Source organism: Comamonas aquatica NBRC 14918, from assembly GCF_000739875.1.
GTDB lineage: Bacteria > Pseudomonadota > Gammaproteobacteria > Burkholderiales > Burkholderiaceae_C > Comamonas > Comamonas aquatica.
This window is the reverse complement of record NZ_BBJR01000048.1, coordinates 33,937-46,786: the sequence shown is the minus strand read 5'-3', so window position 1 is coordinate 46,786 and position 12,850 is coordinate 33,937. Positions and strand designations below refer to the sequence as shown.

Genomic DNA, 12,850 nt, shown 5'->3' with positions numbered 1-12,850 from the left:
GGGGTTTTCACGGATTTGACATGAATTTGTCACATTTCAGCCCCGCAGCACCGGGCTGGCTCCCTAGAATCCGCCCGCCATGCCTGTCGCCAGACGGCGGGCGGGCCATTCCACAACAAGGAGCATTGAATGAACACAACATGGCGTACATGCCTGGCCGCGGCCGCGTGCCTGGTGGCTGCGGTGGGGGCGCAGGCGCAGGCGCAGGACTTCCCCAGCAAGCCGATCCGCATCGTGATGGGTTTTCCGGCCGGCGGCCCGCTGGACCAGCACGCCCGCCTGCTGTCCGACAAGCTGCAGGCCGAGCTGGGCCAGCCCATCGTCATGGACTACAAGCCCGGTGCCGGCGGCACGCTGGGCGCGCAGGAGGTCATGAAGGCCGCGCCCGACGGGCACACGCTGATGATCGCCAACACCGGGGTGATGGTGATCAACCCCGCGCTCTACCCCAAGCTGCCCTACCAGACGCTGCGGGATTTCACGCCGATTGCGCGCACCGCCATGCAGCCGCTGGCGCTGCTGGTCAGCAACAACACCCCGGTCAAGACGCTGCCGGAGTTCATCAGCTATGCCAAGGCCCATCCGGGCAAGGTCAACTTCGGCTCGGCCGGCAACGGCGGCATCAGCCACCTGGTGCCCGAGATGTTCAAGTCCGCCACGGGCATCCAGATGGTGCACATCCCCTACAAGGGCAGCGCCCCTGCCTTCACCGACCTGATGGGCGGGCAGGTGCAGTTCATGGCCGAGAGCATTCCGCAGGCCGCGGCCTACCACAAGCAGGGCAAGGTGCGCGCGCTGGCCGTGACCAGCCGGGAGCGCAACCCGGCGCTGCCCGAGATCCCGACCGCCATCGAAAGCGGCCTCAAGGGCTTCGAAGTGGTCGGCTTCTACGGCTTCCTGGCCCCGGCCGGCACACCCAAGCCTGTGGTTGACCGCCTGAGCCAGGCCTTCCAGAAGGTGATGGAGAACCCCGAGCTGCGCGAGCGCATGGTCAGCCAGGGCGCCAACCCCGACTTCATGGGGTCCGAGACCTTTGCCAAGTTTCTTGCCGCCGAAATGCCCCGCTGGGCCGATGCGGTCAAGGCCTCGGGCACGAAGATGGACTGAGCGTGCTGCCCGCGCAGCGGGCTGCACCAACAGCAAGGCCTTCCCGCAGGGGAAGGCCTTTTTGGATGCCATGCTGGCGAACTCGATAGCGTTCAGCGCACGCTGTACGGGTGTTTCAGTGTGTTTTGTGCCTGAAATGCCCTGTCATAGAGCGCAAATAGCTCTCTTTTTTAGAGAGTGGCGCTGGTCTGGGCCGGGCTGAACAGGTCCACGCGGTCGGTGATGATGCCGTCCGTGCCCAGGTCGATCAGGCGCTGGGCGGCCCATTCGTCGTTCACGGTGTAGCTGCTGCAGCGCAGGCCGGCGCCGTGCACCTTGGCCACCAGCTCGGGGGTCCACAGCGCGTGGTGCAGCACCATGGCGTGGCAGTCCATGTCCAAGGCCACTTGCAGATCGGCGTCACCGGTGCCGTCGGCCAGCTTGTCCAGCAGCAGGCCGCGCGGGATGTGGGGTGCGGTCTCGCGCGCGCCCTGCAGGGACTCGGGCTTGAACGAGGTGAACAGCGGTGGCACGTCGCTGTGCGGCCAGATGCGCTGCATCAGTGTGCCGCAGGCGCGGCCGGTTTCCAGCTCCTGGCCGGGCGTGGGCTTGATCTCCACATTCAGGTGCAGGTGGTTGGCCAGGCACCAGCGCGCCAGGGCTTCCAGCGTGGGCAGGGCCTCGCCCGCGTAGGCGCGCGAGTGCCAGCTGCCAGCATCGAGCTGGGCGATCTGGCCCATGGTCAATGCGCCGCCGACGCCGTGGCCGTTGGTGGTGCGCTCCAGCGTGGCGTCGTGCATCAGGAACAGCACGCCATCGCTGCTGAGCTTGGCGTCGCACTCAAAAAAGCGGTAGCCGTGCTGCGCGCCCAGGCGGAAGGCGCTCAAGGTGTTTTCCGGTGCCAGCTTGCCGGCACCGCGGTGGGCCACCCAACGGGGGTAGGGCCAGGGTTTCAATGCAGTAGTCATCGTGGATTTGCGCCCCTAGAGACGTGAAAAAAGCGCCGTCAGCGTGGGCTGGGGCGCTTGGGAAAGCTTAGTGCAGAAGTCATTCCGCAGGCATGCACACGTGCATTCGGCGCGGCCACGCGCCTGAACGCTCAGGCGCGCTTGCCGGTTTCGGCGTCGAACCAGTGCAGACGGTCCTGGCGGGCCGAGATGCGGGCGGTCTCGCCGGGCTTGGGGAAGGGCTTGCCTTCTTCCACGCGCACGGTGACGTCCTCGTCACCCACCTTGCCGTACAGCAGGCGCTCGGCACCCAGCAGTTCCACGGTTTCCACGCGGAATTCCACGCCGCCGGTTTCCACCAGGTCGATGTGCTCGGGGCGGATGCCCAGGATCAGGCCGGGCTTGCCGTTGGGCGAGTGCTTGAGCAGGTTCATCGGGGGCGAGCCGATGAAGCCGGCCACGAAGGTCGAAGCAGGGGTGTGGTAGACCTCTTCGGGCGTGCCGAACTGTTCCACGTTGCCGCCGTTCATCACCACCATGCGCTGGGCCAGGGTCATGGCCTCGACCTGGTCGTGGGTCACGAACAGGCTGGTGATGCCCAGTTCGGCGTGCAGCTTCTGGATCTCGATGCGGGTCTGGCCGCGCAGCTTGGCGTCCAGGTTGGACAGGGGTTCGTCGAACAGGAACACCTGGGGCTGGCGCACGATGGCGCGGCCCATGGCCACGCGCTGGCGCTGGCCGCCGGACAGCTGGCGTGGCTTGCGGTCCAGCAGGTGGGACAGCTCCAGGATCTTGGCGGCCTTGTCCACGCGGCGCTTGATCTCGTCCTCGGGCACCTTGGCGAGCTTCAGGCCGTAGGCCATGTTCTCGTAGTTGCTCATGTGGGGGTAGAGCGCGTAGTTCTGGAACACCATGGCGATGTTGCGCTTGGCAGGTTCCAGGTCGTTGACCTTCTTGTCGCCGATGATCAGGTCACCACCGGTGATTTCTTCCAGGCCGGCAATCATGCGCAGCAGGGTGGACTTGCCGCAGCCCGAGGGGCCGACCAGCACGATGAATTCGCCGTCCTTGATGTCGACGTTCACGCCATGGATCACAGGCACGGCCGTCTTGCCGGTGCCGTAGCGCTTGACGATGTTCTTGAGAGAGATGGATGCCATAACAGTATTTCGTTGAATCGGTCAAAAGAGGGTGGATGCGGCAGCGGATTACTTTTCGGTATCCACCAGGCCTTTGACAAACCACTTTTGCATCAGGATCACGACCAAGGTCGGGGGCAGCATGGCCAGGATGGCAGTGGCCATCACGATGTTCCAGTCCACGGCGGCTTCACCGCCGGCCAGCATGCGCTTGATGCCGATCACCACGGGGTACATGTCTTCCGAGGTGGTCATCAGCAGCGGCCACAGGTACTGGTTCCAGCCGTAGATGAACTGGATCACGAACAGCGCAGCGATCGAGGTCTTGGACAAGGGCACCAGGATGTCCTTGAAAAAGCGCATGGCGCCGGCGCCGTCGATGCGGGCGGCCTCCACCAGCTCGTCCGGCACGGTCAGGAAGAACTGGCGGAACAGGAAGGTGGCGGTCGCCGAGGCGATCAGGGGCAGGGTCAGGCCTGCGTAGCTGTTGAGCAGGCCCAGGTCGGCCACGACCTTGTAGGTGGGCAGAATCCGCACTTCCACGGGCAGCATCAGCGTCAGGAAGATGGCCCAGAAGCACAGCATCTTGAAGGGGAAGCGGAAGTAGACGATGGCGAAGGCCGACAGCAGCGAGATGGCGATCTTGCCGAGGGTGATGACCATGGCCACCACGAAGCTCACCCACATCATGTGCACGACGTTGGTGTTGGAGCCCAGCTTGCCGGAGCCCAGCAGCGCTTCCTTGTAGTTGTCCCACATGTGGGCGCCGGGCAGCAGCGGCATGGGCGACTGCACGATGGCATCGGCCGTGTGGGTCGAGGCGATCAGCGCCAGGTACAGCGGAAAGGCGACGATCGCCACGCCGAGGATCAGGACGGCGTGCGAGATGAAGGTGAGCCAGGGATTGCGATCAACCATGATCAGTACTGCACTTTCTTTTCAACATAGCGGAACTGGATCACGGTCAGCACGACAACGATCAGCATCAGGATCACGGACTGGGCGGCCGAGCCACCGAGGTCCAGGGCCTTGAAGCCATCTTGGTACACCTTGTAGACCAGGATCGAGGTCGACTGGCCGGGACCGCCTTGCGTGGCCGCGTCGATGATGCCGAAGGTGTCGAAGAACGCGTACACGATGTTGATCACCAGCAGGAAGAAGGTGGTGGGCGACAGCAGGGGCAGCTGGATGTTCCAGAAACGGCGCCAGGGGCCGGCACCGTCAATCGAGGCAGCCTCGATCAGCGCCTTGGGGATCGATTGCAGGCCGGCCAGGAAGAACAGGAAGTTGTACGAGATCTGCTTCCACACCGACGTGATGACGATCAGGGCCATGGCCTGGTTCTCGTTCATCAGGTGGTTCCACTCGTAGCCGAGTTTGCCCAGGTAGTGGGTGATCACGCCGATGGAAGGCGAGAACATGAAGACCCACAGCACGCCGGCGATCACGGGCGCCACGGCGTAGGGCACGATCAGCAGGGTCTTGTAGACCATGGCGAAGCGGATGATGCGGTCGGCAAAGATCGCCAGACCCAGTGACACGGCGATCCCGACGCCTGCCACCAGCACCGAGAACACGGCGGTGCGCTGGAAGGAGTTCAGGTAGGTGGGGTCATCCAGCAGGTTGCGGAAGTTGTCCAATCCGACCCATTCGGTCGACATGCCGAACGCATCTTCCATCTGGAAAGACTGGAGCACGGCTTGGCCGGCTGGCCAGAAGAAGAAGATGCCGATGATGAGCAGCTGGGGCATGATCAGCGCCCAGGGCAGCCATCGGGAGCGGAAAAGTACGCGTTTTTCCATGATGGATCACAAAATAAAAAACCGCCGGAGCTGCATCAGCCGCGGAGGAGAGTGAGGGTCATCGAGGCGTGTCGCGTTGGAATCGCGTCAAAACGAACCAAGGCGAAACACTATGTGTATCGAATGAGCGCGTATTGTGCCTAGCTGTCAGCCGCTGCGCCAGAGACGCAGCGGCTGTTCCGTTGAAGTCAGAAGGGTATTAGCCCTTCTGTGGTCGCGGGTTACTTGCCGCCGTTGGCGCGCTCGAAGCGGGCCAGCAGTTCGTCACCACGCTTGACGATGTTGTCCAGCGCTTGCTTGCCGGATTGCTTGCCGGACCACACTTGTTCGAGTTCTTCGTCCTCGATGGTGCGGATCTGCACGTAGTTGCCCAGGCGGATGCCGCGCGAGTTGTCGGTCACCTTGCGGATCATCTGGTTCACGGCCACGTCGGTGCCGGGGTTCTTCTGGTAGAAGCCCGAAGCTTCGGTCATCTTGAAGGACTCCATGGTCACAGGCAGGTAGCCGGTGCGCTGGTGCGAAGCGGCCTGGATTTCAGGCTTGGACAGGAATTCGAAGAACTTGGCCACGCCCTTGTACTCGGGGGCCTTCTTGCCTGCCATCACCCACAGGGACGCACCACCGATCACGGTGTTCTGAGGTGCGCCCTTCACATCGGGGTAATAGGGAAGAGGGGCCAGGCCGTAGGCGAACTTGGCGTTCTTGGACACGTCGCCGTAGAAGCCGGACGAGGTCTGAATCATGGCGCACTCGCCAGCCGTGAACGAAGCCTGTGCGGTGGAAGCACGGCCCTTGTAGACGAACTCGCCATTCTTGGCGGCTTCACCCAGGTTCTCGATGTGCTTGACGTGCAGGGGTGAGTTGATCTTCAGGCGGGCCTTGTAGCCTTCCTTGCCCAGGCCGTTCTGGTGGGTGGCGAACTCCACGTTGTGCCAGGTGGAGAAGGACTCCAGTTGGGTCCAGCCTTGCCAGGCCAGGGTCATGGGGCAGCTGTGGCCGGATTCCTTCAGCTTCTTGGCTGCGGCGAACACTTCGGGCCAGGTCTTGGGGGCTACGTCGGCGTTCAGGCCGGCCTTCTTGAAGGCGTCCTTGTTGTAATAGAAGATGGTGGTCGAGCTGTTGAAGGGGAAGCTCAGCATCTGGCCGTTGGGGGCGGTGTAGTAACCGGCCACGGCGGGGATGTAGGCCGAGGGGTCGAACTTGGCGCCGGCATCGGCCATGACCTTGCCCACGGGCACGGTGGCGCCCTTGGAGGCCATCATGGTGGCGGTGCCCACTTCAAACACTTGCAGGATGTGGGGCGCATTGCCGGAACGGAAGGCAGCGATGGCGGCGGTCATGGATTCGTCATACACGCCCTTGAACGTGGGGACCACCTTGTATTCGCTCTGGCTTTCGTTGAACTGCTTGGCCAGATCGTTGACCCACTCGTTGTTCACGGCGGTCATCGAGTGCCACCACTGGATTTCAGTGGCTGCATTGGCTGCGCCCATGGCGGTGGCCGCGACGACGGCGGTCAGGGCGAAACGCTTGTATTGCATGGAAAACTCCTCAACGTGTAGAAATGTGTGCTGCCCATCCTAAGAATGAAGATGGCACTTTTATGACAGTCATACGGCCGGTGTAGGGCCAAATGACAGCCGCACGGTCCTTTGTACTCCACTTGCGTGGCAAACGCCGGTAGGTGGCCCGTGGCTGTGGCCGCATTCTAGAAGCCGGGCCTGCGCTGGTGAATGCGGGTATGCGCGAATTCTTTTCTTTTTTGATTATTTATTTTCGCAATTGTGGGATTTGCGTAGTGGTTCAAATCTGACGTGCCGCTGCGGTGGCGGCTGGGTCAGCGCGCCGAGAGGTCTCTGACACAGCCTCGGGGGTGGTGCCTAGGGGTGGCATAAAATTGGCCCCCCCATGACTCAGGGGCGCCGCTTGAGCGCCCGATCCGGTCCACGTCCATGAATGCACCGATTGCGCAGGCAATGCTGGAAACCAAGGTTGCCGAACCCGCCCGTCTCCGAGAGATTCCCTACAACTACACCTCGTTCTCCGACAAGGAAATTGTGATCCGCTTGTTGGGCACTTCGGCCTGGAGTGTGCTCAACCAGCTGCGTGAAGAGCGCCAGACCGGCCGCTCTGCCCGCATGCTGTACGAGGTGCTGGGCGACATGTGGGTGGTGCAGCGCAACCCCTACCTGCAGGACGACCTGCTGGACAACCCCGGGCGCCGCAAGCTCTTGGTCGATGCCTTGCAACACCGCATGGCCGAGGTCCACAAGCGCCGCATGCCACAGGATGACCCGCAACGCGATCATCTGGTGGGCGAGCTGATCGAGTCCGCCAACCGCGCCGTGGTTGAGTTTGACCGCATGTTCGTCGAGGCGGCCGAGCTGCGCCACCGCGTGCGCAAGACCCTGGGCAAGCTCACGCACAAGGACAACATCAAGTTTGACGGCCTGTCGCGCGTCAGCCATGTGACCGACGCCACCGACTGGCGTGTCGAATACCCCTTCGTGGTGCTGACCCCGGACACGGAAGTCGAGATGGCCGGTCTCGTCAAGGGCTGTATCGAGCTGGGTCTGACCATCATTCCGCGAGGGGGCGGTACCGGCTACACCGGTGGCGCGATTCCGCTGACCTGGCGCTCGGTGGTCATCAACACCGAAAAGCTGCAGGCCATCACCGAGGTGGAGTCGGTGGCACTGCCTGGCGTGGACCACCCCGTGCCCACGGTGTGGACGGAAGCCGGTGTGGTGACCCAGCGCGTGGCCGATGCGGCCGAGCGCGCGGGCTTCGTGTTCGCGGTGGACCCGACCTCGATCGAGGCGTCCTGCATCGGCGGCAACATCGCCATGAACGCCGGTGGCAAGAAGGCCGTGCTGTGGGGCACGGCACTGGACAACCTGGCCTCCTGGCGCATGGTCACCCCCGATGCCGAATGGCTGGAGGTGGTGCGCATTGGCCACAACCTGGGCAAGATCCACGATGCCGAGATGGCCAGCTTCGAGCTGCGCTACTTCGCGACCGACGGCAAGACGCCGCTGCGCACCGAGCGCCTGGACATTCCCGGTCAGAAGTTCCGCAAGGAAGGCCTGGGCAAGGACGTCACGGACAAATTCCTCTCCGGCTTGCCCGGGGTGCAGAAGGAAGGCACGGACGGCCTGATCACCAGCGCGCGCTGGATCGTGCACCGCATGCCCGAGCACACCCGCACCGTGTGCATGGAGTTCTTTGGCAACGCCAAGGATGCCGTGCCCTCGATCGTCGAGATCAAGGACTACATGTTCGAGGAGCAAAAACGCTCGGGCGTGCTGCTGGCCGGCCTGGAGCACCTGGACGACCGCTACCTGAAGGCCGTGGGCTATGCCACCAAGTCCAAGAAGGGCAACGGCGGCCTGCCCAAGATGGTGCTGATCGGCGACATCGTCGGTGACGACGCCGACGAAGTGGCGCGCGTGACCTCGGAAGTGGTGCGCATCGCCAATTCGCGCAACGGCGAAGGCTTTGTGGCCATCAGCGCCGAGGCGCGCAAGAAATTCTGGTTGGACCGCAAGCGTACGGCCGCCATCAGCCGCCACACCAACGCCTTCAAGATCAACGAGGACGTGGTGATCCCGCTGCCCCGCATGGCGGAGTACACGGACGGCATCGAGCGCATCAACATCGAGCTGAGCCTGCGCAACAAGCTCAAGTTCTGCGATGCCTTGCTGGCCTTCTTTGAAAAGGGCAATCTCCCGCTGGGCAAGCAGGACGATGCGGGTGAAATTCCCTCGGCCGAACTGCTGGAAGACCGGGTGCAACAGGCCATCGCGCTGGTGCAGGACGTGCGCGCCCTGTGGGCGGGCTGGCTGGCCGACGTGGCCACCCTGTTTCCGCAACTGCAGGACCACAGCCTGCGCGCCAGTTGGAAGACGCAGATCAAGGCGCCCCTGGCGCAGATCTTCAATGGCGACGCCTTCAAGCCCATCCTGGCCGAGACCGTCAAGATCCACCAGCAGGTCCTCAAGGGCCGTGTCTGGGTGGCACTGCACATGCACGCCGGTGACGGCAATGTGCACACCAACATCCCCGTCAATTCCGACGACTACGAGATGCTGCAGACCGCGCACGAAGCCGTGGCGCGCATCATGCAGCTGGCGCGCAGCCTGGACGGCGTGATCTCCGGTGAGCACGGCATCGGCATCACCAAGCTCGAATTTTTGAGCGATGAGGAGCTGCAGCCGTTCGCCGACTACAAGAAGCGCATCGATCCCCATGGCCGCTTCAACCGCGGCAAGCTGATCCGCGAAAAGAACGGTCTGGTGCCGGCCGAGTCGCCGCGCGACGCGCTGATGTACGCTGACCTGACTAACGCCTACACGCCCTCGTTCGGCCTGATGGGCCACGAGTCGCTGATCATGCAGCAAAGCGACATCGGCGCCATCGCTGATTCGGTCAAGGACTGCCTGCGCTGCGGCAAGTGCAAGCCCGTGTGCAACACGCACGTGCCCGGCGCCAACATGCTGTACAGCCCGCGCAACAAGATTCTGGCCACTTCGCTGCTGGTCGAGGCCTTCTTGTACGAGGAGCAGACGCGCCGCGGCGTGTCCATCAAGCACTGGCAGGAGTTTGAGGACGTGGCCGACCACTGCACGGTCTGCCACAAGTGCTTCACGCCCTGCCCGGTCAAGATCGACTTCGGCGATGTGACCATGAACATGCGCAACCTGCTGCGCAAGATGGGCAAGAAGAGCTTCAATCCCGGCAACAAGATGGCCATGGCCATGCTGAATGCCACCAACCCCGACACCATCAACCTGTTGCGCAAGGGCATGGTGGGCGTGGGCTTCAAGGCGCAGCGCCTGGCGTCCGACCTGCTGCACGCCGTGGCCAAGCCGCAGATGAAGCACCCACCGGCCTCGGTGGGCAAGCCACCGCTCAAGGAGCAGGTGATCCACTTCGTCAACAAGAAGCTGCCAGGCGGTCTGCCGACCAAGACGGCACGCGCGCTGTTGGACATCGAGAACAAGGACTACGTCCCCATCATCCGCGACCCCCAGGCGACGACGGCCGACACCGAGGCGGTGTTCTACTTCCCCGGTTGCGGCTCGGAGCGCCTGTACAGCCAGGTGGGCCTGGCCACCCAGGCCATGCTGTGGCATGCCGGCGTGCAGACGGTGCTGCCTCCGGGCTACCTGTGCTGCGGCTATCCGCAACGCGGCTCGGGCCAGTACGACGTGGCGGACAAGATGATCACGGACAACCGCGTGCTGTTCCACCGCGTGGCCAACACGCTGAACTACCTGGACATCAAGACCGTGGTGGTCAGCTGCGGCACCTGCTACGACCAGTTGCAGGGCTACGCCTTCGACAAGATCTTCCCGGGCTGCCGCATCATCGACATCCACGAGTACCTGCTGGAAAAGGGCATCACGCTGCCGGGCGCGGCGGAGGGGGCGCAGGGCGGCTACCTGTACCACGACCCCTGCCACAGCCCCATGAAGCAGCAGGATCCGATGAAGACCGTCAAGGCCCTGGTCGGCGATGGCGTGCTCAAGAGCGACCGCTGCTGCGGTGAATCCGGCACGCTGGGCGTGACGCGGCCTGACATCTCCACGCAGATCCGTTTCCGCAAGGAAACCGAGCTGCGCCAGGGTGAGGCTGAGCTGCGGGCCAACGGCTCCGTCGGTGCCAAGGACAACGTCAAGATCCTGACCAGCTGCCCCAGCTGCCTGCAAGGCCTGAGCCGCTACGGCAACGACCTGCAGAACGGTCTGCTGGAAGCCGACTACATCGTGGTCGAGATGGCCAAGCAGATCCTGGGCGAGAACTGGATGCCGGACTACGTGCAGCGCGCCAACGCCGGCGGCATCGAACGGGTGCTGCTGTGAGCGCGCCGTCCGCGGACTGCGTGCTGTGCCGCGAGGCGGGCGGCCTGCCCGTCTGGCAGGGCGCACAGCTGCGCGTCATCCGGGCGCAGGAGGAGGGCTTCCCGGCCTTCTACCGCGTGATCTGGACCGCGCATGCGGCCGAGCTGTCGGACCTGTCCGAGGTCGATCGCAACACCTGCATGGCCGTGGTGGCCGCGGTGGAGCGCGTGCTGCGCACCGAGCTGCAGCCCACCAAGATCAACCTGGCTGCCCTGGGCAACATGGTGCCGCACCTGCACTGGCATGTGATTGCGCGCCATGACTGGGACAGCCATTTCCCGGCGCCCGTCTGGGCAAACCCCTTGCGGGCGCGCGATTTGGCCCGCGAAGCACAATTGCAGGACGCACTCGCCGACTGCGATGCTGCCATCGCCCAGGCGCTGGCACGCTGGGCGTGATCACATTGATGTGAGCGGTTTGCGCTGACCATATCGCGACTTCAGCAGGTTTCAGGGCTGAAGTTGGCGTTTGGCAAGCGCAGGCAGCTATTGTTTTGATAGGTTGCATTCCATGGCAGACATGCCTCTTCCCCAATCGCTGACCGTGCACGCCGCCTCGCGCGTGCTGGAGGTCGGCTATTCCGACGGCCAGACCTTCCGCCTGCCCTTCGAGCTGCTGCGCGTGTATTCCCCCTCGGCCGAAGTGCAGGGCCATGGCCCGGGCCAGGAAGTGCTGCAGACCGGCAAGCGCGAAGTCGGCATCGACAACATCGAACAGGTGGGCAACTACGCCATCAAGCCGTTCTTCAGCGACGGCCATGAAAGCGGCCTGTTCACCTGGAACTACCTGTACGAGCTGGGCCAGAACCAGGACACCCTGTGGCGCGACTACCTGGCGCGCCTGGAGGCGGCCGGCGTGGACCGCGACACCCCCATGCCGCAGAAGTCCGGCGGCAGCTGCGGCACCGGCGGTGGTGCCAGCAGCGGTGGTGGCTGCGGCAGCGGCTCCTGCGGCTGCTGAAGCCCGGGGCGGCATGCCCTGCGCGCAACAAGTGCCGTCGCTGGGCTGGGATATTCCCTCGGTGGTGCTATATTTAAAGTAGCTGGAGACGACCGCTTGAAAAGCGTTTTCCCGGCACCAGATTTTGACTGCAGGCCTGCTATGCCCTGGGGGTGCACGGGGTTGTCGCTGTACCAGACGCAGCAGCCTGCTTACATTTCAAGCTTATGAGCAGCACACACTTTGGATTCCAGACGGTCGACGAAAAAGACAAGGCCAGTCGCGTGCGCGGCGTGTTCGACTCCGTGGCGTCCAAGTACGACGTCATGAACGACCTGATGTCCGGCGGACTGCACCGCGCCTGGAAGGCCTATACCGTGATGGTGGCCAACCTCAAAGAGGGCGACCAGGTGCTGGACATTGCCGGGGGCACGGGCGACTTGTCCATGGCGTTCTCCAAGAAGGTCGGCGCCAGTGGCACCGTGGTGCACACCGACATCAACGAAGCCATGCTGCGCGTTGGACGTGACCGCCTGACCGACAAGGGCATCTTCCTGCCCACGCTGGTGTGCGATGCGGAGAAGCTGCCCTTCCCCGACAACCATTTCAATCTGGTGAGTGTGGCCTTCGGCCTGCGCAACATGACGCACAAGGACGCCGCCCTCAAGGAAATGAACCGCGTGCTCAAGCCCGGCGGCAAGCTGCTGGTGCTCGAGTTTTCCAAGGTCGCCAAACCGCTGGAGAAGGTGTACGACTGGTACTCCTTCAACATCCTGCCCAAGATGGGCTCGATGGTGGCGGGCGACCCCGACAGCTACCGCTATCTGGCGGAATCCATCCGCATGCACCCGGGCCAGGAGGAGCTCAAGGCCCTGATGCAGCAGGCGGGCTTCGGGCACGTGGACTACCACAACATGTCGGCCGGCATCGTCGCGCTGCATGTCGGGATCAAATGCTGAACAGGGAGATGTCCCATGCATAACGTGTTTGCAGGTTTTGGTTAATCAACGGTTTATTCAAATTCAAGCGGAGAT

At 63.5% G+C, this 12,850-nt stretch carries 10 protein-coding genes; 5 read left to right on the top strand and 5 right to left on the bottom strand.

Annotated features, from left to right (window positions below):
* Positions 1-129: 129 nt before the first annotated feature.
* A complete protein-coding gene (locus CA2_RS11345; RefSeq protein WP_042416966.1) occupies positions 130-1,107 on the top strand; it encodes a Bug family tripartite tricarboxylate transporter substrate binding protein in 978 nt (325 codons plus the stop codon).
* A gap of 170 nt (positions 1,108-1,277) precedes the next feature.
* Here CA2_RS11345 and ugpQ read toward each other — a convergent pair whose 3' ends face one another.
* The 5 genes from ugpQ to ugpB form a co-directional block, all read right to left on the bottom strand.
* Positions 1,278-2,054, bottom strand: a complete 777-nt coding sequence (gene ugpQ, locus CA2_RS11340; RefSeq protein ID WP_042416963.1) for a glycerophosphodiester phosphodiesterase — start codon at positions 2,052-2,054, stop codon at positions 1,278-1,280.
* A gap of 131 nt (positions 2,055-2,185) precedes the next feature.
* Positions 2,186-3,193 (bottom strand): sn-glycerol-3-phosphate import ATP-binding protein UgpC, encoded by a 1,008-nt coding sequence (locus CA2_RS11335; RefSeq protein ID WP_042416960.1) that lies wholly within the window; start codon positions 3,191-3,193, stop codon positions 2,186-2,188.
* Positions 3,194-3,241: 48 nt separating this feature from the next.
* Positions 3,242-4,090: a sn-glycerol-3-phosphate ABC transporter permease UgpE gene (gene ugpE, locus CA2_RS11330; protein ID WP_042416957.1), complete on the bottom strand. Its 849-nt coding sequence runs from the start codon at positions 4,088-4,090 to the stop codon at positions 3,242-3,244.
* Positions 4,091-4,092: 2 nt separating this feature from the next.
* A complete protein-coding gene (ugpA, locus tag CA2_RS11325) occupies positions 4,093-4,974 on the bottom strand; it encodes a sn-glycerol-3-phosphate ABC transporter permease UgpA (RefSeq protein WP_042416954.1) in 882 nt (293 codons plus the stop codon).
* 221 nt (positions 4,975-5,195) lie between these two features.
* A complete protein-coding gene (ugpB, locus tag CA2_RS11320) occupies positions 5,196-6,515 on the bottom strand; it encodes a sn-glycerol-3-phosphate ABC transporter substrate-binding protein UgpB (RefSeq protein ID WP_042416950.1) in 1,320 nt (439 codons plus the stop codon).
* A gap of 411 nt (positions 6,516-6,926) precedes the next feature.
* Between ugpB and CA2_RS11315 the strand changes: the two genes are divergently transcribed.
* The 4 genes from CA2_RS11315 to ubiE all read left to right on the top strand — a co-directional run bounded on the left by CA2_RS11315 (position 6,927) and on the right by ubiE (position 12,775).
* Entirely contained in the window at positions 6,927-10,838 is a 3,912-nt protein-coding gene (locus CA2_RS11315; RefSeq protein WP_042416948.1) for a DUF3683 domain-containing protein, read from the top strand.
* On the top strand, positions 10,835-11,275 hold the full coding sequence (locus CA2_RS11310; protein WP_042416945.1) for an HIT family protein: 441 nt from the start codon (positions 10,835-10,837) through the stop codon (positions 11,273-11,275). The genes CA2_RS11315 and CA2_RS11310 overlap by 4 nt, the downstream gene beginning before the upstream one ends.
* 112 nt (positions 11,276-11,387) lie before the next feature.
* Positions 11,388-11,837, top strand: coding sequence for a gamma-butyrobetaine hydroxylase family protein (locus CA2_RS11305; RefSeq protein WP_042416942.1), 450 nt, complete (start codon positions 11,388-11,390; stop codon positions 11,835-11,837).
* 206 nt (positions 11,838-12,043) lie between these two features.
* The gene (ubiE, locus tag CA2_RS11300) at positions 12,044-12,775 is read left to right on the top strand and encodes a bifunctional demethylmenaquinone methyltransferase/2-methoxy-6-polyprenyl-1,4-benzoquinol methylase UbiE (protein ID WP_042416939.1); all 732 of its coding nucleotides are present in this window, start codon (positions 12,044-12,046) and stop codon (positions 12,773-12,775) included.
* Positions 12,776-12,850: the final 75 nt, after the last annotated feature.

Excerpts from the sequence above, each read along its gene's own strand:
- ugpQ (WP_042416963.1), bottom strand. The coding sequence starts at position 2,054 with ATGACTACTGCATTGAAACCCTGGCCCTACCCCCGTTGGGTGGCCCAC.
- CA2_RS11335 (WP_042416960.1), bottom strand. The coding sequence starts at position 3,193 with ATGGCATCCATCTCTCTCAAGAACATCGTCAAGCGCTACGGCACCGGC.
- CA2_RS11345 (WP_042416966.1), top strand. The coding sequence starts at position 130 with ATGAACACAACATGGCGTACATGCCTGGCCGCGGCCGCGTGCCTGGTG.
- ugpA (WP_042416954.1), bottom strand. The coding sequence starts at position 4,974 with ATGGAAAAACGCGTACTTTTCCGCTCCCGATGGCTGCCCTGGGCGCTG.
- ubiE (WP_042416939.1), top strand. The coding sequence starts at position 12,044 with ATGAGCAGCACACACTTTGGATTCCAGACGGTCGACGAAAAAGACAAG.
- ugpB (WP_042416950.1), bottom strand. The coding sequence starts at position 6,515 with ATGCAATACAAGCGTTTCGCCCTGACCGCCGTCGTCGCGGCCACCGCC.
- ugpE (WP_042416957.1), bottom strand. The coding sequence starts at position 4,090 with ATGGTTGATCGCAATCCCTGGCTCACCTTCATCTCGCACGCCGTCCTG.
- CA2_RS11315 (WP_042416948.1), top strand. The coding sequence starts at position 6,927 with ATGAATGCACCGATTGCGCAGGCAATGCTGGAAACCAAGGTTGCCGAA.
- CA2_RS11305 (WP_042416942.1), top strand. The coding sequence starts at position 11,388 with ATGGCAGACATGCCTCTTCCCCAATCGCTGACCGTGCACGCCGCCTCG.